The following is an 18544-nucleotide window of genomic DNA, read 5'->3' as shown; positions in this document are numbered from 1 at the left end:
GGCGGGCGGGGAGAGTTGGAAACCGGTTCGCATCGCCGGCTGCAACGCAGGCCGCCAGCCCACCCCGTCGTCATCCCGGTTTTCGCCGGGATGACGACGTTTTTTTCCACGGCCAGCCCCACGGCACGCGAGGCGTCCTGACGTCGAAACTTTTCCCGGACAGCAGTGCGCCTGCGCGGGAGTGACGAGTCATTGGCGAGGCCGAGCAGCTTTAGGCCAACGCTCAACCGCTCCCCGCCCGGCCCACCGCTCCTTCTGCCGCCGCGGGCGCGCGCAGCAGCATGAGCGCGCCGAAGGCCGCCAGGCTCAGGGCGAGCGACAGCCCCAGCGCCGCGCTGCCCAGCCGCTGCAGCGCCAGCCCGAACAGGAAGGGCGACAGCGCCTGCACCACGCGCGCCGGCAGCATCAGCCAGCCCTGGCGCGCGCCATAGCCGTGCGCGCCGAACAGCAGCAGCGGCAGCGTGCCCTTGGCGATGGTCAGCATGCCGTTGCCCACGCCGTGCAGCAGCGCGAACGGTGCCGCCGCCGTGCCGCCCGCCAGCAGCAGCGCTGCGGCCCCCAGCGGGTGCGCCAGCGCGGCCAGGCGTGCCGTCAGCAGCGCGTGCAGCCGGCGCAGCACGCCCAGCTCCAGCAGCCGCCCCGCCACCTGCGCCGGCCCGACCAGTGCGCCCAGCGCCACCGCCGTGGCCAAGCTGACGCCCGCGGCCTGCAGCACCCCGGGCAGGTGCGTCGCCATGGCGGTGGTGACGAACGAGGTGCAGGCGAAGCTGAGGGCCAGCAGCACGAGCGCCAGCCGTGGCTGTGCGACCGCAACGGGCGGCTGCGACGCGGAAGGCGCCGCCGCGGTGTCCCCGGAGGACCACGGCGGTGGGGCCGCGGTGGCCGCACGCGGCAGCCAGGCGTTGAGCGGCAGCCCCAACAGCAGGTGCAGCGCGGCCCAGGCGAAACAGGCCTCGCGCCAGCCCCAGTGCGCCGCCATCCAGGCCGACAGCGGCCAGCCCACGGTGCTGGCGAAGCCGCCGAACAGCGTCACGCCGGTGATGGCGTTACGCGCCCGCGGCCCGTACAGCCGTACCAGGGCGGAAAAGGCCGCCTCGTACAGGCCGCAACCCATGCCCACGCCCAGCAGCATCCAGCCCGCGAACAGTATCCAGGCGTTGGCCGCCAGCCCCAGCACCGCCAGGCCCAGCGCGAACACCACGTTCGACGCCATGAGCACCGGGCGTCCCCCCAGGCGGTCGATGGCGCGCCCGGCCCAGGGTCCGGTCAGCGCCGAGACGCCCAGCGCCATGGAGAAGGCCGCGAAGACCGTGGGCTCGCCCAGTCCCAGCGAGCGGGCCATGGGCGCGGCCAGCACCGCGGGCAGGTACTGCGACGAGGCCCAGGCCAGGATCTGGGCCGTGCCCAGGAGGGCCACGGCCCGGCCGCGGTGAGGCGGCGCCGGCGCGCCCGGCTCAGCCACGGCAGTGGGCGGCCACCTTGATCTCGGCCATCACCGGCGTGCCGCAGCAGGACGCCGGCTGGACGGGCGCCGTGGCGGTCGGCGCGGGCTCGCCGCAACCGCAGCCGGCCTCGCCCTCGGCTTTCTTCTTCTGTACATCGAGGCCGCAGCACACGGTGCTCTCCACGCTTTCCGTGCTCTTCGGCTGGGCCGGTCCGCCGCAGCAGTCGCCGCCGGTGCCGGTGTCCGCGAAGTCCGGGCCGGCGCTGCATATGCCCGTTTCCGGCAGGTCCAGCTCCACCCGGTCCGCGGCTTCCAGGTCGCCGGCGATGGCTGCCACTACCGAGCGCGCCTGCTCGAAGCCAGTGGCCATCAGGAAAGTCGGGGCGCGGCCGTAGCTCTTCACGCCCAGCGTGTAGAAGCCCGGCTCCGGATGCGCCAGCTCCCGGTGTCCGTGCGGGCGTACCGTGCCGCAGCTGTGCAGGTTGGGGTCGATCAGCGGGCCCAGCGCCTCGGTCGATTCCAGCCACGGGTCCAGCTTCAGGCGCAGCTCGCTTACCAGGGCCAGGTCCGGACGCTGGCCGGTGGCGCAGACGATCTGGTCGATGCCCTCCAGCACCAGCCGCTGGCCGTCCGCTCCGGTGCCCTCGACCACCAGGCCGTCGGGCTCGCGTCGCAGCGCGGCGATGCGCAGCCCGCTGACGAACTCCATGCGCCCGCTGTCGCGCAATCCCCTCAGCGCCGAGCCCAGTGCGCCGCGCGCTGGCAGCGCGTCGGCCGAACCGCCGCCGAACACGCGCGCCAGATTGGGCGAGCGCACGGCCCAAACGAAGTGCGTGGCGGGCTCGGCTTCGGCCAACTCGGCCAGCGCCAGCAGCGCGTTGGCGGCCGAGTGCCCGGCGCCCACCACCAGCGTGCGCCGCCCGGCATAGCGCGCGCGGTTGCGGCCGAGCACGTCGGGGAGGCCATAGAAGACGGCGTCGGCGAGCTCGCGCTCGCCCAGCGCCGGCAGGCCGCTGGCGCCCAGCGGATTGGGCTGCGACCAGGTGCCACTGGCGTCGATCACGGCGCGGGCGCGGAATTCGACCGACCGCCTATCGCGCTGGGCGCGGATCAGGAAGGGCGCGGCCTCGCGCCCGGCGCTCTTGACCTTGTCAAAGCCCTCGCGGCTGATGGCCGTGACGCGGGTGTTCAGATGCACGGTCCGAGCCACCGCCGGCAGCGCGGCGTAGGGCTGCAGCACGCGCTCCACCACCTCGCGCGCCAGCGGCACCTCATCGTCGGGCGGCGCGTTCCAGCCGGTGGACGCGAGCTGCGCAGCCATGGCCGGGTCGATGTCGTAGCGCCAGGGCGAGAACAGGCGCACGTGGCCGTAGTCCAGCAGGTGCGCGCCCACCTGCGCACCCGCTTCGAGCACCAGGGGTTCGATGCCGCGCTCGATCAGCCGTGCCGCCGCCGCCAGGCCAACCGGGCCGGCGCCGATCACGGCCACGGGCAGGTTTCGCGGTGGCTGCGCCGGTGTGGCCTCACGCAGCGCCAGAGCCATCGGCACCGCGCTGGCCGGGCAGGCGCCCTGGAATTCGGCCGATGCCTTCAGCGCCTGCGGCACCTGCGCCGCGGCAATGCGCTGGAAGCCGTGGCGGCTGAAGTACTCGGGCGCGGTGACGGTGAGCAGATACAGCGCGCGGATCTGGCGCTGCCGCGCTTCCTGGATCAGCGCGCCCACCAGCGCTTGGCCCAGGCCCCGGCGCTGCAGTCCCGGTGCGACCGCCACCGAGCGCAGCAACGCCACGTCGCCATAGATCTCAGCACCGGCGCAGCCCAGCACCTCGCTGCCGCCCTCGGTCAGCACGAAGGTGGGCAGGTGCTCGCGTGCGCCGGCGGTGGGCAGGTGGTTGGCTTCCAGCAGCGCCTGCACGGCGCTCCAGTCGGACGCGCCGGCTTGGCGCAGGGTGATGCTGGGGCTCATCGACATGGGGGCTCTCCTGGGTGGGCACGAGTTTCAGGGCGCGCGGCGGACCGCGACGCGCCTGCGCTCGCGCAGGGCTTCGGACAACGGCTACTGCGGGAAAGGCGGGGCGGTGGGTCCCCGGTGAACAGCGTCAACCTCGGGCGCCGGCTTCGTACCAGGCCTTGCTGCGGTTGACGAGACGTACCACCAGCAGCATCACCGGCACCTCGATCAGCACGCCCACCACGGTGGCGAGTGCGGCGCCCGATTCAAAGCCGAACAGGCTGATGGCCGCTGCTACCGCAAGCTCGAAGAAGTTGCTCGCGCCGATGAGCGCCGAAGGACCGGCCACGCTGTGCGACTCGCCCAGCCGGCGGTTGAGCCCGTAGGCCAGAGCCGAGTTGAAGAAGACCTGGAGCAGGATCGGCACTGCCAGCATGGCGATTACCAGCGGTTGCTTCAGAATCGCCTCGCCCTGGAAGGCGAACAGCAGTACCAGCGTCGCCAGCAGCGCGGTGATGGACCAGGGGCCGATCTTCGCCAGCGTCGCATCGAAGGTGGCCTGGCCCTGGCGCAGCAGTTCCTTGCGCCACAGCTGTGCCACGATCACCGGGATCACGATGTAGAGCAGCACCGAGGCGACCAGCGTGTCCCAGGGCACACTGATGGCCGACAGCCCCAGCAGCAGCGCCACGATGGGAGCGAAGGCGAACACCATGATCGTGTCGTTGAGTGCCACCTGCGACAGCGTGAAGAGCGGGTGTCCGTTGGTGAGCCGGCTCCACACGAACACCATGGCGGTGCAGGGTGCCGCAGCCAACAGGATCAGCCCCGCGACGTAGCTGTCGAGCTGCTCGGCCGGCAGCCAGGGCGCGAAGACCTGGCGCACGAAGGCCCACGCCAGCAGGGCCATCGAAAACGGCTTGACGAGCCAGTTCACGAACAGCGTGACGCCGATGCCCTTCCAGTGCCGGCGTACCTGATGCAGTGCGCCGAAGTCCACCTTCAGCAGCATCGGGATGACCATCACCCAGATCAGCAGGCCCACCGGCAGGTTGACCCGCGCCACCTCCATGCGGCCGATGACCTGGAACGGGCCGGGCAGGAACTGTCCCAGCGCGATGCCGGCGACGATGCAGAGGAAGACCCAGAGCGTGAGCCAGCGCTCGAACAGGCTCATCGGGGCGGGCGTGGCGGCGTGGGCGATGAGGGTGGTGTCCATGCGGGGCGGCTCCTCAGCTCAGGGTTTGGAGCCGGGCAAGCAGCCCGCGCCCTGGCAGCAGTTCTCGGTGAGGTAGGCCAGCAGCGCGTTCATGTGCTCGAAGGCGGCGCGGTAGATGAGGTTGCGGCCCTCGCGCTCCGGGCTCACCAGGCCGGCATTGGCCAGCTCCTTGAGGTGGAAGGACAGCGTGGAGGCCGGCAGGGCCAGCGCCTCGGCCATCGCGCCGGGCGTCAGGCCCGCCGGGCCGGCCACCACCAGGCTGCGGAACACCCGCAGGCGCACCGGCTGAGCCAACGCGGCCAGGGATCGGACAACGTCTTTCTCTTCCATATTTCTAGACTACTGGAATTATTGAGAGAATTCAAGCCGCGGATCGCACCGCGGCGGCTCAGGGCCGGCGCGCGTCCTCGGCCATCTCGGTACTGAGCCAGTCGCGGAACGCGGCCACGCCGGGCAGCTGGCGCTTGCGGGCCGGGCAGACGAAGTAGTAGGCACGGTCCAGGGGCAGCACCACGTCCAGCGGCTGCACGAGCCGGCCGCCGCGCAGCTCCTCGCGCACCAGCAGCGTGTGCGCCAGCAGCAGCCCGGCGCCCTGGATCGCCGCATCGACGGCGTGGTCGGCGCTGTTGAAGTGCAGGCCCCGCTCCACCGCCGTGTCCGGGTCCAGGCCCGCGGCCTTGAACACGTCGCGCCAGCCGGGCATTTCCGGGTGGCCGGCCAGCTGGTCATCGTGGATGCGCGGCAGCCGGTACCAGGGCTGGGCGCCGTCGCCGCCATCCTCCTGGCCGCCCAGCAGCCTGGGGCTGCACACGACGACCATGCTGGCGTCAGCCAGCTTCTCGTAGGACAGCCCCGGCTCCCGGGGGCGGCGGTGGGTGACGCTGCGAATCGCCGCGTCCACGCCGTCGGTCGTGAAGTTGGCGTAGGCGGCCGAGGCGGCGACGCGCAGCTCGATCTGCGGATGCCGCTCGGCGAAGCGGTACAGCCGGGGCGTCAGCCACTTCGAGGTGAAGCCCGGGGGCGCGCTCAGCACCAGCACCTGCTGCTCGCCCGCGGCGCGCAGCGCCTCGACGGCCTCGCGGATCTGGACGAAGCCGCTGCGCAGCCCCGGGAACAGCACGCTGCCGTGTTGCGTGAGCACCATGCCGCGGGCCTGGCGCTCGAACAGCGTCACGCCCAGGAGCTGCTCCAGGCCGCGGATCTGGTGGCTCAGTGCGCCCGGGGTGACATGCAGCTCCTCGGCCGCCTTGGTGATGTTCGAGTGCCGCGCCACGGCCTCGAAGGCGCGCAGCGCGCCCAGGGGAGGGAGGGAATGGGCCATGAGGTGTGAGCTGAACTCAACGGTTCGTGTCGCAATTCTCCATTGTTCCCAGAGCGGATTGGGCCTTCAATGCGGGCTATCCAAGCTTTGAGCCGGCTTCAAGGGCTGCGGGCGCAGTGCCGGGCTGGCCACGGAAGGAGTTGCCATGAGCCCGTTTCAAGCCGCTGGGACGCCGGCCTGGCCGCGCCTGTTCTCCGCCGCCGGGGCCGCGGTGCCGTTCGAGCCGGTCAGGGCGGTCCTGCGCCGGGCGGTTGCCGGGCGTGGAACACCGTCGCTGGAGGTGGGCTTCTGCTGCCGCGCCCGCCTGGCGCTGGCACGCAGGGAGTGGGTCGTGCTGTCTCAGGTGCGCCGCCAGACGCTGGTGTGCGAGGCCGGCGAGTTATGGGTGACGCTGGACGGCGAGGGCGAGGACCATGTGCTGCGCCCCGGCGAGCGCCTGGTCGTCGCCGCGAACGCCAGCGTGATCGTGTCGGCCACCCGGGAGGCGGTGCTGCGCGTGGTGGCGTCAGCGCCCGAAGGCCGCATGGCGCGGGGGCTGCTGGTGCCGCTTCCCGTCACGGGTCGAGCCTGAGGCCCACCCGCAAAGGCGCTGCTCAGCGGCCGTGGAGCGCGGACGCCTGGCCGGTGGCGGCGCCGATGCTGATGTGGATGCCCTGCGGCGGCCGGCCGCCGGCCATGCGCTGCAGCACCTGCTCGGCGATGGCGGGCAACAGCGTGGCTTCGAGGAACTGGTCGATGGGGTGCGCGCCGGGCGCCGTCCCGCTGCAGCGCGCCTGGATGGCGGCGACGACGGCGTCGTCGTAGTGCAGCGGCGCCTGGTGCCGCGCCGCCACGCGCATGGCGAGGCGGTCGAGCTTGAGCCGGACGATGGCCTGCAGCGCGGTGGCGTCCAGGGGCAGGTAGGGCACCAGCGTCAGGCGCTCCAGCAGCGCCGGGCTGAAGCGGCGGGCCAGGGGGGGACGCAGCGCCTTGGCGAGCCGGGTGGTGTCGGCGCCGGCCACGGCGCAGGCCTGGCGGACCAGTTCCGCGTCCAGCTGGCTGCTCAGGAGGAGCAGGCAGTGGCGGAAGTCCACCGGGCGGCCCTCGGCGTCCTGGAGCACACCTTGGTCGAGCACCTGGTGCAGCAGCGCCAGCACCTCGGGAGGCGCCTGCTCGGCCTCGTCCAGCAGCACCACGCTGTGGGGATGGCGCCGCACGGCCTCGGTGACCACGCCGCTGCCGCGCCAGCGCGGCGGCGTGTCCTGGGGAACGTCGAGGGTGTGGATCTCCCGGTAATCGTCCATGCGCAGCGTGACGAGCCGGCGTTCGCTGCCACAGAGCAGCTCCGCCAGCGCCCGCGCCGTCTCGGACTTGCCCACGCCGCCCGGACCCACGAGCAGGAACACGCCCCGGGGCTGGTTCAGCGCCTGCAGGCCGGCGCGGTTGCCGCGCAGGCGCTGCGCGATGGCGGACAGCGCCTGCGGCTGGGCGATGACGCGCTGCGCCAGCAGGGTTTCCAACTTCACCATCGTCTGGATCTCGTCCTGGAGCAGCCGGGTGGGCGGGATGCCGGCCCGGTCGGCCACCACGGCGGCCACCGCGTTCGCATCCACCTCCAGCGGCACCAGGCCTGACTGCGCCTGCAGCTCGGCCAGCGCGGCCCGGCCCGAGAGCAGGCGCTGCGCCGTGCGCCATGACAGCGCCTGTGGGTCCGACAGGGTGGCGTGCAGCGTCTTGAGCTCCTGCACCAGCGCACGCTCGGCCTCGAAGCGGGCGCACAGCGCGTCGAGGCGGGCCTGGGCCACGCCGCGCTCGGCCTGCAGCGTCCGCAGCCGCCGCGCTTGTGCCTCGCTGAGGGCGTCCTCGCGCCGCAGCGACGCGGCCTCGGCTTCCAGGCGCTCGATCTGGCGCCGCTGCGCCTCGATGGCGGCCGGCACCGTGCTCTGGCTCAGCGCCACGCGCGCGCAGGCGCTGTCCAGCACGCTGACGGCCTGGCCCGGCAGCTGCCGCTCGCCGAGGTGGCGCGTGGACAGCCGCACGGCCTCGGTGATGGCGTCGTCGCGGATGCGCAAGCCGAAATGCCGCTCCATCCGCGGCGCCAGGCCGCGCAGCATGGCCACGGCCAGCGCCGGGCTGGGCTCCTCCACCTTCACCACCTGGAAGCGGCGCGCCAGCGTGGCGTCCTTGCCGACGTGGCGCCGGTATTCGCTCCAGGTGGCGGCGGCGATGGTGCGCAGCTCGCCGCGGGCCAGCGCGGGCTTGAGCACTTCGGCGGCCCCAGTGCCCAGGAGCGTGTGCGCCTCGTCGATGAACAGCACGACGGGATGCGCACTGCCCTGCACTTCGGCGATGAGCCGGCGCAGCCGCCGCTCCAGCTCGCCGGGGATGCCGGCACCGGCCTGCAGCAGCTCCAGGTCCAGCGCGCGGATCGCCACGCCGCACAGCTCCCGGGGCACCTCGCCGGCGGCGATGCGCAGCGCCAGCCCGGCCACCACCGTCGTCTTGCCCACGCCCGCCTCGCCGATGAGCAGGGGGTTGTTCTGGCGCCGGCGCAGCAGGATGTCCATGAGCTGCCGGATTTCGGCGTCGCGGCTGATCACGGGATCGATGCCGCCGTCGCGGGCATGCTGCGTGAGGTCCAGCGTGTACTGCTCCAGCGCCGACGGTTCCAGGGCTTTCGATGCGGGCGCCACCATGGCGCCGCCGGTGGGCGCCTGCATCGTCGCCATCGCGCTCCCCGGCGCCTCCGCCGAGCCGAGCGTGAGCTCGTCCACGCCGTGCGTCAGCGCCTCGGCCGGGATGCGTGCGAACTGCGGGCTGGCGCGGCGGGTGACGTGGCTCAGCGCCGGCTGCGTGAGCAGCGCCTGCAGCAGGTGGACGCTGCGGATGCGGGTGTCGTGCGTGTCCCGCGCAGCAAGGCTCCAGCCCTGCTCGAACAGCGTGCGCAACCGCAGGCTGAAGACGGGCATCTGCTCATGGCCGGCGGGCAGCGTCGCGAGCTCCTGCTCCAACTCGGCGCGCAGCTGTGCGGCATCCACCCGGAAGCGCCGGCACAGCCCCGTGAAATCGCTGCCGGCGCCTTCCAGCAACGCCAGCAGCAGGTGTTCGATGTCCACCTCGTGGTGGCCGCGCGCCATGGCGAGGGCGGCTGCGCGGGCCGCCGCATGGCGGCAGGTGTCGTTGAGCTTGGAAACGAGCTGGGTGATGCGGTGGCTCATGGCTTCTTTCTGAAGCCGCGGCGGGCACCACGCTCAGGTGGCCGTGGCGTGCAGGTCGTAGACCGCTTCTTCCCGCTCGCGGGGACTGGGGCTGGAAAGTAAGAAAGTGTTCCAACCGAGCCGGGCATGGAAGCCCGTGTTCTCGCGGTTCAGTTGCGTACGCACCACCGCGTCGCTGCGCAGGCGCAGGCACACCTCGTACTCCAGGCTCACGCCGCTGGCCAGCGTCAGCAGCTCCCGCAGCGCCAGCGCCCCGCTCTGGCCGGGCAGGAAGCGCTGGTGCCGCGCCGCATCCAGCGGCCCCAGGCACACGCGCAGGCGCAGGTCCCGCTGCCAGGTGCGCTCGCCCAGCACGGCGCTGTCGCCCAGCGTCGCGTTGGTGGCGCCGAGCAGGGTTCGGCCGCCGGACGCCAGCGCGCACCAGCGGCCGGTGAACGGCTCGATGCGCACCGGCACGCCGAGGTAGTGGGCCAGCAGCGCCTGCAGGGCGCCGACGCTGGTGCAGCGTCGCTGCAGCGACCCGGCGTGGTAGGCCAGCGCCGCATCGCCCACGCCACCCTCGTGCGGGTGCAGCCGCTCGCGCAGCGACGCGTGTCCCAGTCCCAGCAGGCTCAAGGCCAGTGCCAGGCCCGCATCGCGGCCCTCGGCCTCGGCCCGCGGCGCGAGGCGGTGATGGCGCCAGGCGGCGTGGAACAGCACGACGGCGCGGTGCTGGAACAGGTCCAGAAACGCCCGCGCGGCGCCGTCGCGCTGTTGCACCTCGCAGGCCGTGAGCATGTCGGTGTAGGCCAGCGGCAGCGCGCCGGCGGCACCCAGCAGGCCCATGAAGGCGGGCGTGAGCGTGATGCGGCGCGGGGTGGCGGACCGATCCGGCCCGGTGTCGCCGGCCTCCGGCGCCGCGGGGCCGGGCGCGTCGTGCTCCACCTCCAGCGCCTCGATCTCGCTGGCGGGAAAGGCCAGCGACAGCGAGTTGCGGAACCGCAGCGTTGGCCGCGCGCCCGCCGGGAGCGCGGCCAGCCAGCGCTCCAGCAGCCGCAGCGATTGGTGGAATTCGAAGTGCTGGGGCTGCTGCAGCAGCCGCGCGATGGCGCTGGCCTGCGGACCGGCGGCGCCCGTGCGCGGCGAGGGCGGCCTCATGCCAGCGGTGCCGCGCCGCTGCGTCGCGGGCCGTCGATCAGCAACTGCCCCGTGCGCGCGGACAGCACCTGCAACTGCGTGAAGGTGTTGAGCTGGGCCTGCAAGCCGAAACAGCGCTCCAGCACCTGGGCGAACAGCCACAACCCGCTGCCGACGAAGTGGCGCTCGTCCACGCTGAGCCGGATCCGCGTGCCGTGCACCACGGTGGCGAAGGGATTGCCGGCCACGCAGGCCTCGGCCGGCTCGTACTCCACCGCCTGCAGCCCGGCCATCAGGCGCTCGGCCTGCACGCTGCGCGGCAGGTCGTGCAGGCGCAGCAGCGCCTTGAGCGCGTCGATGTCACCGGCCACCGGCCCGGCCAGGTTCAGCGTGAGGTGCGAGATCAACCGCCACAGGCCTTCGCCGCCGCTCTCCAGGCGGCGTGGCGGCGTGGGCTTGCGCAACAGCCGGATGACGGGTTGCACGCCGGCGCCACCGCCGTCGGCCAGGGCGAGGTCGCCATCGGGCTGGCCGATGCGCATGCGCGTGGGCAGGTCGCGGTTGGTGGCGCGCAGCTCGATGCTCAGTGTCTCGGTGGCCGGCTGGGCCGGGTCGAAGCCGGCATCCAGCAGGCCGATCTCCATTTCGTGGCCCGGGCTGCGCTGGGCGAGCGCCGGGTTGCGCTGGGCCCACCAGCACAGCCTCGGGACGGGGCCCTCGCGCAGCAGCGCCTCGTGGTGCAACGCGTGCAGGGGGACCACGGGTTCCGTGCGGCTGCCGGTGGCGGTCTCGCGGGTGCGCAGCACGCGGTCGATGGCGTAGACCTCGTGGGCCGCGGCGGCGGCGGCGGCATCGGGCAGCACCGTGTACAGCGCGGAGCGGTGGTCGATGCGGATGGGATCGGCGCGGCGGCGGAACAGGTTGATCACGGGCACGCAGCCCGTCACGAAGTTGCCCGCGCTCGCGAGCTCCAGCAGCCGCGCCGCGTCGGCATCGAGCGGGCCGGCCAGCGCGTAGTGCAGGCTCAGCTCGCGGCTGTGCGACGCGCGCGCCGCGGCCGGCAGGGGCAGGTCGATGAAATTGAATTTCTCCGGGTACGCGAAGTACTCGACCAGCAGCCGGCTGGCCTCGGGCGCGCGGGTTTCGGGCTCGACCAGGGCCTCGTCGTCCTCCAGCCCCACCGCCCGCGGCAGGGCCGTCGCGTCGGCCTGCCAGGGGCCTTGCGGCGAGGCCTGCACCAGCGCGGCCAGCACGCGGCTGCACAGCGTCTCGCGCAGCAGCGCCACCAGCGAGGCGTCGCCGTCCAGGAAGAGGCGGATGCTTTGAACGCCGAGCGCTCCCCACCCCGGCGCCTGTGGTGCCAGCGCCAGCCGCAGCGACAGCAGCGCGCCGGTGCGCAGCGGCAACGGCATGCCCGCCAGCGTGGCGGCTGCGCTGCGGCAGCCCGCCGCCGCCACGTGCAGCGGCAGGAGCTGGGTGGGCGCCGTGGTGGTGAAGCGGCAGGCGGGATTCGGCCCGGGGATCGCGTCCAGCACCGTGCCGCGCGGAAGGAGCGTGGCGGCACCCGGCCGCGCGGTCCACGGCGCGGGCTCGAAGCGGGCGATCGCGCAGGAAGGGAAGGGGCGCAGGTCCTGCGGCGCCAGCAGCTCCAGCAGCGTCGCGGTGAGCAGCGGAAAGTCGTCGTCCAGCCGCTTGTGGATGCGCGCGCTCAGCAGCGCGAAGGCCTGGATGAGGCGCTCCACGTGCGGGTCCTGCGGCAGCTCGGCCGAGGCCGCCAGGCAGCCGGCGATGCGGGGGTAGCGCCGCGCGAAGTCCTCGGCCGGCTCGCCCAGCGCCGCCAGCTCGGCCTCGTAGTAGGGCAGCAGGCGATGCATGGCGGGCCCCGGCCGCTACGGCGCGACGCGCGCGCCGGCGCCGCCGCTGGTGACGGCGTAACGGTTGCTGCCCGGCTGCAGCACGGCGTCGAAGGCCACCGGCTCGCTGCTGCGCTGCAGTTGCAGCTGGGCATGGATGGTGAAGCACAGCCCGGCGCAGGTGGGCATGCCCTCGCGCACGGCGACCTTCACGCCGCGCAGGCGCGGTTCGTGGTCGAGCAGCGCGCGGGTGATGGCCCGCACGATGGCGCCGCGGTCCCGGTCGCTGGCCAGGCTCAGCGGGCTGATGTCCACCAGCCCGAAAGTCAGCAGCGAATGGGTGGCCTGCTCGAAGCCGCTCAGCTGCGAGGGCCTGTAGCCCGGTCGGGTGTTGAGCAGCGTCTCGATGTCGCGCGCCACCGCGGCCTTGATCTGCGCGATATCCACGCCCTGCGCGCTGGCCCCGGGCTGCTCCTGCGGCGTGCCCAGCAGCTTGTCCAGCAGCGAAGGAACGAAGCGGTCCATGGCGTGCGGCTTTCGAAGGACGGCGCAGGCGCGGTGCGGGGGCTGGAACGGCACGGGCCGGGAGGGCGGGCCCGTGCCGGGGCCGAGGGCGCGGGAGCGGGCTCCGGCGGCCTCGGCGGGGCGGCGCTCAGACGGCGATGTTGCGGGCCAGGTCCCAGCCGGCGATGCCGGTGGAGGCCGAGGAGCCGTCGAGCTTGTGCTGCTTGTACTCCCAGGTGATCTTGCTGCACTTGAGGCCGAAGCGCTGCATCGGCAGCTCGCCGTTGTTGATCTCCGTGGCCACGGAGGAGACGACCACGTCGTCCAGCACGATCTTGTAGTAGTCCACCCGGGTCTGCGCCGTGGAGGTGGCGTTCTTGCCGCCGTAGGCGCGGTAGAAGGTGATGAAGACCTTGGGATAGACCGTGCCCGCCGCGCAGGCGCGGTTGAGCTTGGCGGAGGAGCGGTCCACGTCCTTGGTGAAGACCAGCTCGCCGATCTCGGTGCGTTCCGAGGTGTGGGCGCCGGAGGTGGACGCGGTGGAGGACTTGGGCTGCGTGATGAGGTGGTTGAACGAGGTGATCTCGATCTCGTGCGGGTGCGCGGTGTCGGTGCTGTCGCCCTGCAGCTCGGTGGCGCCGACGAACTTCATGTAGATGTCTTTCATGTCTCAGCGATCTCCTTGGAAAGGCTCATCCCTTCTGGGACGGAGGCAGCTCGGCGACCAGGCGCAACGACACCGACAGCTCATCGAGCTGGAAATGGGGGCGGATGAAAGTGACTGCCCGGTACACGCCGGGTCGCCCCGCGACCTCGGACACCTGCACGCTGGCTTCGCGCAGCGGGTAGGTGGCCTTGGTTTCCTGGGTGGCGTTGTCGTCCTCGACCACGTACTGGCGCAGCCACCGGTTGAGGAAGTCCTCGACGTGGCGCGCCGAGGAGAAGCTGCCGATCTTGTCGCGCATCATGGCCTTGAGGTAGTGCGCGATGCGGCAGATGCTGAACATGTACTGCAGCTGCGCCGAGAGCACGGCGTTGGCGTTGGCCGCGTCGCTGCTGTACTTCCTGGGCTTCTGTGCCGACTGCGTGCCGAAGAAGGCGGCGTAGTCGGTGTTCTTGCAGTGCACCAGCGGGATGAAGCCCAGGTCGCTGAGCTCCTTCTCGCGCCGGTCGGTGACGGCGAGCTCCGTGGGGCACTTGAGCGCAACCTCGCCGTCGTCGGTCTTGAAGGCATGCGTGGGCAGCTCTTCCACCAGGCCGCCGCCTTCGACGCCGCGTATCGCGGCGCACCAGCCGTGGTGCTCGAAAGCCGAGGTCAGCCGTGCGCCGAAGGCGTAGGCGGCGTTGATCCAGAGGTACTTGTCGTGGTCGCTGCCGTCCACGTCCTCGATGAAGCTGAAGCCCTCCACCGTGTTGCCGTCCCTGGGATTGAAGGGCAGCCGGCCCAGGAAGCGCGGCAGCGTCAGGCCCACGTAGCGCGCTTCCTCGGATTCGCGGAAGGAGCGCCAGCGGGCGTACTCCACCGTGTCGAAGACCTTGGAGAGGTCGCGCGGCTTGCCCAGCTCGGTGAAGGACTCCAGCCCCAGCAGCTCCGGCGAGGCGGCGGCCACGAAGGGCGCGTGCGCCGCCGCGGCCACGTGCGACATCTGCTCGATGAAATAGATGTCCTCGGGCTGGCGCGTGATCTCGTAGTCCCCGATCAGGGCGCCGTAGGGCGCGCCGCCGAAGGAGCCGAACTCCTCCTCGTACACCTTCTTGAACAGCGCGCTCTGGTCGAAGTCGATCGCGGACCTGAAGTCCTTGATGAGCTCCTTGCGCGTGGCGTTGAGCACCTGGATCTTCATGCCCTTGCCGGTGGCGGTCTGGCGGCACAGGTAGTGCAAGCCGCTCCAGCTGGCTTCGAGGCGCTGGAATTCCGGGTGGTGCAGCACCTCGCTGAGCTGCGCGGAGATCAGCCGGTCCAGCTCGGCGATGCGCGCATCCAGCGCGGCGCCCAGGTTCTCGGTCAGCACCACCGTGCCCAGGATCACCTCGCGCACCAGCTCGGCGACCAGCTCGCAGGCGCGCTGGTGTTCGGTCTCGGAGCGGGCCACCCGGCTCAGCGTAACGAGTTGCGCCAGCAGGCCGGGCTGCTCCGGCGGCGCACTGGCCGCAACGGCCGCGGGAGTGGTGAAGGCGGGGACTGGTTCAGTCATGGTCTTGCTCCCCAGACCCGCTGGCTTCACAGCCCAGGCGCTGCAGCTGTTCGCTGTTGCTCAGCGCCTCGGTCAGCAGGTCGTCGAGCTTGTGGTTGCCGGCAACCTTGTTGCGCAGGTCGCAGAGCCGGGCACGCGCTTCGAGCAGGCGGCGCAGCGGCTCCACCTGCTGCACCACGGACTCGGGCCGGAAGTGCTGCATCGAGCTGAAGCTCAGGTTGACCGCGAACTCGCCGCCTTCGGGCGTCAGCACGTTGCTGACACGGAACGAGGCCCGCGGGCCCATGCCGGCCATCACGTCGTCGAAGGTTTCAAGGTCCACGTTGACGAATTTGCGGTCCTTGAGCCGTACCGGCACCTCGTCGGGGGCGCTGGCGCCGGTGAAATCGCCGAGCACGCCGACGACGAAGGGCAGCTCCTTGCGCTCCGTGGAGCCGCCCACCTGCACCTCGTAGGTGAGCTGCACGCGCGGGGGCCGAATCTCCTGGAGCCGTTTCTGCACGCTGTCTTTCCTGGACATGGTCATCCTTCCTGAGGCATCGAAGTCGCGGGAAAACCGTTCACTTGAGCTTGTCGAAGGGACTGCCGCCTTGGGCACTGCCGCGGGCAGCCGGCGCCGGCGCGGCCGCCGTGGGCACGATGGCGGAGCCTGCGGCCGCCGGCACCGGGCGCTGGACCGTCGTGGCGGGGACGGACGGCCTCTTGCCTCGTGCGGCCACGTTGTTCTGGGGCGCCGGTGCCAGCAGCGCGGTGGCCCCCAGCGTGTCGCGCAGGGCCCGGGCCACGACGATGGCCTCGTCGCGCGAGCCCACCGGGTAGCTCCCGTCCTGCCGCAACGCCGCGAGGGAGCCGGCCGTCAGGCGCAGCCCGCTCACGGCCAGGATGCTGTGGGCCACGCTGTCCTCGCGGTCGCGCTGCAGCGCTTCCTGTGCCGCGAGCACCGCGTTGCCGTAGTCCCGTGCCTGGAAATAGTCTTCCGCCAGCTTCAGCCACGGCAGCTTTTCCGCCGGATAGTTCTGCGCCGCCGCGCGGTACGCGGCCCGGGCCTTCTCGCGTTGCCCTTCGCCGGCGGCAGTCCGCGCCCGCGCCATCCATTCCTCCATGGAAACGACGGCCGGAGCCGCTTCTGGCGCCTTGGGCGACGGGGCCGGCGCGGAAGCACAACCCGCCAGCGCAATCGCCACGCAGCAGCCGGCGGCAAGCCCGGATATTCCGGCCCAGGGCTTGGCGCCGAAGTCGTGCATTGGTTTTTCCGGAGTTTTATCGAGCAGCCAAAGGGTAGCCATGTCGAAACTTTCTCCCGCCAAGGAGTTTGAGAAATCGAAGCAGGCAGGCTGCCTCGGATCGATCGCGAACCTGTGCTGCGTGGTGGTCCGGCGGTGGTCATTGCAGGGCAAATAATCTCGATTCGTACATGGGGAAAACTCCATCCGCTCATGAATGGGGGGAGCAGTCAAAAATATGTATGCCAGCCCGCCCGGAACCGTCAACATAGGTCACCTTTTAGCAAGAGGCAGATCGGTACACCCATGTTTGCGATTGCGCAGCAGTTGGTGCATCTGTTTCAGGGGGCAGGTCAAATCCTGGGATGCACGCCATGGATTGGCGGCCTGTATATGAGCATGCGTCGATTCCGGCTCCGCCATCTGGGTTTGGTGTTCGGCTGGGCGGCGCTGTGCGGATGCAACTCGGTGCCCGGTGACCGCGGCGGCTTGTTCGATCGCACTCTTTACGTCCTGGGACTGCAGCGAACGGATGCCGTGTCACTGCAGGCACAAGGTACATCGTCCTCACAGCCTGTGCAGAACGGGCCGCAACGCGTGGGACTGCGGCTCCACGCCGGGCAGGTGCTGAACCTGAGCGAGCAGGGCCAGTCCTTGTCCGTGGTGGTGCGGTTGTTCAAGCTGCGCGAGCGCGCCGCCTTCGAGCAGGCACCGTATGCCGCGTTCCAGAAAAACCAGGCCGGACATTACCTGGAGCTTTCCACCGATATTCTGGAGAGCCGTGAGCTGGTACTGACGCCAGGTCAGAAATACGAGGTCGTGGAGACGCTCGGTCCGGATGTCCATTATTTTGCTGTTGTCATCCTTTTTCGCCTTCCGGCCGAACAGCGCTGGCGCTTCATATTCGATGCCAAGGCTGCCGCGGTGACGGGACTCACCTTGGGTTTGCACGGATGTGCCGCCAGCGTGGCCGCGGGACAACCGCTGGACACGCCTATTGAAATGATGCGGGTGGCCGGCGTGCGTTGCGGATCGCCGCCGTCCTGAGGCTATTGGCAGGTGTATGCCCGTGCGGAGCAGCGTGTTTGACGCCGTTGAATTGCTCAAGGATCGATCCGGGGAACGGATTCGGTATTTTTTCTTCACTTCGGGTATTCAAAATGATCCGATCACCCAAGATTCTTTGGGGCGAGGGGCTGTTCCTGCGACCGCAGCATTTTCAGCGGCAGGATGCGTATCACGAAGGGCGGCTGGCGGACGTGGCGCGGGCCTTGAATCCGTTCGGCTGGGGCGTGCAGCGGCTGCAGATCGACGACGACGCTTTGAAGGCTGGCTTGGTGCAGCTCAGTGTCCTGGAGCTGATCCTTCCGGACGGCGACCTGTACGCGGCACCGCGCGTGGACGAGCTACCGGCACCGGTGGCCTTGTCGAGCTTGCCGGCGGACCTTTGCGACGTGGTTTTCCACCTGGCGCTGGCCCCGATGCGCCATGCCGGCAGCAATTTCGCCCGCGATGCCCATGTGGCGCAACCCGGTACGCGCTACGTGCAGCGTGAGGAGACTGCCGCCGACTGGTTCACCGGGGCGGTGGAGGCATCGCTGGCCACGCTGCGTCGCCAAGCCCGGTTGCTGGCGCAGGGCGAGCCGCGCGAGCACCTGGTGACCGTGCCGCTGCTGCGCCTGCGGCGCCAGGGATCCGGCGGCTTCACACGGGATGAGAGCTTCGTGCCGCCTGCGTTGTCGCTGGAGGCCGCGCCGGCCCTGCTGAAGCAATTGCGCAGCCTGCTCGACGTGCTGCAGGCCAAGGTCAATGCCCTGTATGGCATGCACCGCGAGCCGGCACGCCATGTCATTGAATTCCGCTCCGGCGACATCGCCTCGTTCTGGCTGCTGCATACCTGCAGTGCTGCCTATGCGGGGCTGTCGCACCTCCATCACCAGACCACGGTGCATCCGGAGCGCCTGTTCGAGCGCTTGCTGGAGCTCGCGGGTGCGCTCATGACCTTCTCCAAGTCCCATCGTCTGGCCGATCTGCCGCCCTACCAGCACGGTGCGCCCGAAGGCTGCTTTGCCAAGCTGGACCTGATCGTGCGGGAGTTGCTGGAAACCGTGATCTCCACCCGGTGCTTCTCCATCGCGTTGGAGGAACTGCGCCCTTCCTACCGCCAGGCGCGGCTGGACTCCCAGAAGATCGATGCGCACACCCGCTTCTTCCTTGGCGTGCAGGCCAGCGTGCCGGTCGCGGAGCTGGTTCAGCTCATTCCGCAGCGCCTCAAGATCGGCACGCCCGACGATGTGGAGAAGCTGGTGCTGGCGGCCACGCACGGTGTACGCCTCACACATGCGCCTCAGGTGCCGGCAGCCGTTCCTGTCCGGCCCGGGGCCTTGTATTTCGGCCTGGAGCCGCGTGGCCCCCTGTACGAGCGCATGCTGCAGTCACAGACCTTGGCCCTGTACGCGCCCAGCGGGCTGCCGGATCTGCAGCTGGAGCTGTTTGCCTTGAACGATGGCACCTGAGCACC

17 protein-coding genes are annotated in these 18544 nt (G+C 71.1%); 4 read left to right on the top strand and 13 right to left on the bottom strand.

The window, feature by feature from the left end:
* Positions 1–223: 223 nt before the first annotated feature.
* From Q0741_RS18875 to gcvA, 5 genes are all read right to left on the bottom strand, one after another.
* The gene (locus Q0741_RS18875) at positions 224–1417 is read right to left on the bottom strand and encodes an MFS transporter (RefSeq protein WP_298234734.1); all 1194 of its coding nucleotides are present in this window, start codon (positions 1415–1417) and stop codon (positions 224–226) included.
* Positions 1418–1454: 37 nt separating this feature from the next.
* Complete coding sequence (arsN2, locus tag Q0741_RS18870; protein WP_367184141.1) at positions 1455–3416, bottom strand: arsenic resistance N-acetyltransferase ArsN2; 1962 nt, start codon at positions 3414–3416, stop codon at positions 1455–1457.
* Positions 3417–3543: 127 nt separating this feature from the next.
* On the bottom strand, positions 3544–4614 hold the full coding sequence (gene arsB, locus Q0741_RS18860; protein ID WP_298234733.1) for an ACR3 family arsenite efflux transporter: 1071 nt from the start codon (positions 4612–4614) through the stop codon (positions 3544–3546).
* An 18-nt stretch (positions 4615–4632) separates the two neighbouring features.
* Positions 4633–4944 (bottom strand): helix-turn-helix transcriptional regulator, encoded by a 312-nt coding sequence (locus Q0741_RS18855; protein ID WP_298234732.1) that lies wholly within the window; start codon positions 4942–4944, stop codon positions 4633–4635.
* A 58-nt stretch (positions 4945–5002) separates the two neighbouring features.
* Positions 5003–5935: a transcriptional regulator GcvA gene (gene gcvA, locus Q0741_RS18850; RefSeq protein WP_298234731.1), complete on the bottom strand. Its 933-nt coding sequence runs from the start codon at positions 5933–5935 to the stop codon at positions 5003–5005.
* Positions 5936–6080: 145 nt separating this feature from the next.
* On the opposite strand from gcvA, the gene Q0741_RS18845 reads away from it, so the two are divergent.
* Positions 6081–6506: a DUF2917 domain-containing protein gene (locus Q0741_RS18845; RefSeq protein WP_298234730.1), complete on the top strand. Its 426-nt coding sequence runs from the start codon at positions 6081–6083 to the stop codon at positions 6504–6506.
* A gap of 22 nt (positions 6507–6528) precedes the next feature.
* On the opposite strand, the gene tssH is transcribed toward Q0741_RS18845, so the two are convergent.
* The 8 genes from tssH to Q0741_RS18805 form a co-directional block, all read right to left on the bottom strand.
* Positions 6529–9132 (bottom strand): type VI secretion system ATPase TssH, encoded by a 2604-nt coding sequence (gene tssH, locus Q0741_RS18840; RefSeq protein ID WP_298234729.1) that lies wholly within the window; start codon positions 9130–9132, stop codon positions 6529–6531.
* A 33-nt stretch (positions 9133–9165) separates the two neighbouring features.
* Positions 9166–10269, bottom strand: coding sequence for a type VI secretion system baseplate subunit TssG (gene tssG / locus Q0741_RS18835; protein WP_298234728.1), 1104 nt, complete (start codon positions 10267–10269; stop codon positions 9166–9168).
* Positions 10266–12122: a type VI secretion system baseplate subunit TssF gene (gene tssF, locus Q0741_RS18830; protein WP_298234727.1), complete on the bottom strand. Its 1857-nt coding sequence runs from the start codon at positions 12120–12122 to the stop codon at positions 10266–10268. Before tssF ends, tssG begins: the two co-directional genes overlap by 4 nt.
* Positions 12123–12137: 15 nt before the next feature.
* Complete coding sequence (tssE, locus tag Q0741_RS18825) at positions 12138–12626, bottom strand: type VI secretion system baseplate subunit TssE (protein ID WP_298234726.1); 489 nt, start codon at positions 12624–12626, stop codon at positions 12138–12140.
* Positions 12627–12753: 127 nt separating this feature from the next.
* Positions 12754–13272, bottom strand: a complete 519-nt coding sequence (locus Q0741_RS18820) for a type VI secretion system tube protein Hcp (RefSeq protein WP_298234725.1) — start codon at positions 13270–13272, stop codon at positions 12754–12756.
* A gap of 25 nt (positions 13273–13297) precedes the next feature.
* Entirely contained in the window at positions 13298–14800 is a 1503-nt protein-coding gene (gene tssC / locus Q0741_RS18815) for a type VI secretion system contractile sheath large subunit (RefSeq protein ID WP_298234724.1), read from the bottom strand.
* Complete coding sequence (tssB, locus tag Q0741_RS18810; RefSeq protein WP_298234723.1) at positions 14793–15320, bottom strand: type VI secretion system contractile sheath small subunit; 528 nt, start codon at positions 15318–15320, stop codon at positions 14793–14795. Before tssB ends, tssC begins: the two co-directional genes overlap by 8 nt.
* A 40-nt stretch (positions 15321–15360) precedes the next feature.
* On the bottom strand, positions 15361–15903 hold the full coding sequence (locus tag Q0741_RS18805) for a hypothetical protein (RefSeq protein ID WP_298234722.1): 543 nt from the start codon (positions 15901–15903) through the stop codon (positions 15361–15363).
* Between Q0741_RS18805 and Q0741_RS18800 the strand changes: the two genes are divergently transcribed.
* The 3 genes from Q0741_RS18800 to tssK all read left to right on the top strand — a co-directional run bounded on the left by Q0741_RS18800 (position 15902) and on the right by tssK (position 18539).
* On the top strand, positions 15902–16201 hold the full coding sequence (locus tag Q0741_RS18800; protein WP_298234721.1) for a hypothetical protein: 300 nt from the start codon (positions 15902–15904) through the stop codon (positions 16199–16201). The genes Q0741_RS18805 and Q0741_RS18800 overlap by 2 nt on opposite strands.
* A gap of 128 nt (positions 16202–16329) precedes the next feature.
* On the top strand, positions 16330–17070 hold the full coding sequence (gene tssJ / locus Q0741_RS18795) for a type VI secretion system lipoprotein TssJ (RefSeq protein WP_298234720.1): 741 nt from the start codon (positions 16330–16332) through the stop codon (positions 17068–17070).
* A gap of 113 nt (positions 17071–17183) precedes the next feature.
* Complete coding sequence (tssK, locus tag Q0741_RS18790; RefSeq protein WP_298234744.1) at positions 17184–18539, top strand: type VI secretion system baseplate subunit TssK; 1356 nt, start codon at positions 17184–17186, stop codon at positions 18537–18539.
* The last annotated feature ends 5 nt before the right edge of the window (positions 18540–18544 follow it).

The organism is uncultured Azohydromonas sp. (genome assembly GCF_937926365.1).
Lineage (GTDB): Bacteria > Pseudomonadota > Gammaproteobacteria > Burkholderiales > Burkholderiaceae_C > Azohydromonas.
This window is presented reverse-complemented; position numbering and strand designations above follow the sequence as displayed.

Coding starts and splice junctions, on each gene's coding strand:
- tssH (WP_298234729.1), bottom strand. CDS start 9,132: ATGAGCCACCGCATCACCCAGCTCGTTTCCAAGCTCAACGACACCTGC.
- tssF (WP_298234727.1), bottom strand. CDS start 12,122: ATGCATCGCCTGCTGCCCTACTACGAGGCCGAGCTGGCGGCGCTGGGC.
- Q0741_RS18800 (WP_298234721.1), top strand. CDS start 15,902: ATGGAAACGACGGCCGGAGCCGCTTCTGGCGCCTTGGGCGACGGGGCC.
- arsB (WP_298234733.1), bottom strand. CDS start 4,614: ATGGACACCACCCTCATCGCCCACGCCGCCACGCCCGCCCCGATGAGC.
- gcvA (WP_298234731.1), bottom strand. CDS start 5,935: ATGGCCCATTCCCTCCCTCCCCTGGGCGCGCTGCGCGCCTTCGAGGCC.
- tssE (WP_298234726.1), bottom strand. CDS start 12,626: ATGGACCGCTTCGTTCCTTCGCTGCTGGACAAGCTGCTGGGCACGCCG.
- arsN2 (WP_367184141.1), bottom strand. CDS start 3,416: ATGTCGATGAGCCCCAGCATCACCCTGCGCCAAGCCGGCGCGTCCGAC.
- tssJ (WP_298234720.1), top strand. CDS start 16,330: ATGTTTGCGATTGCGCAGCAGTTGGTGCATCTGTTTCAGGGGGCAGGT.
- tssG (WP_298234728.1), bottom strand. CDS start 10,269: ATGAGGCCGCCCTCGCCGCGCACGGGCGCCGCCGGTCCGCAGGCCAGC.
- tssC (WP_298234724.1), bottom strand. CDS start 14,800: ATGACTGAACCAGTCCCCGCCTTCACCACTCCCGCGGCCGTTGCGGCC.
- tssB (WP_298234723.1), bottom strand. CDS start 15,320: ATGTCCAGGAAAGACAGCGTGCAGAAACGGCTCCAGGAGATTCGGCCC.
- Q0741_RS18820 (WP_298234725.1), bottom strand. CDS start 13,272: ATGAAAGACATCTACATGAAGTTCGTCGGCGCCACCGAGCTGCAGGGC.
- Q0741_RS18805 (WP_298234722.1), bottom strand. CDS start 15,903: ATGGAGGAATGGATGGCGCGGGCGCGGACTGCCGCCGGCGAAGGGCAA.
- tssK (WP_298234744.1), top strand. CDS start 17,184: ATGATCCGATCACCCAAGATTCTTTGGGGCGAGGGGCTGTTCCTGCGA.
- Q0741_RS18845 (WP_298234730.1), top strand. CDS start 6,081: ATGAGCCCGTTTCAAGCCGCTGGGACGCCGGCCTGGCCGCGCCTGTTC.
- Q0741_RS18855 (WP_298234732.1), bottom strand. CDS start 4,944: ATGGAAGAGAAAGACGTTGTCCGATCCCTGGCCGCGTTGGCTCAGCCG.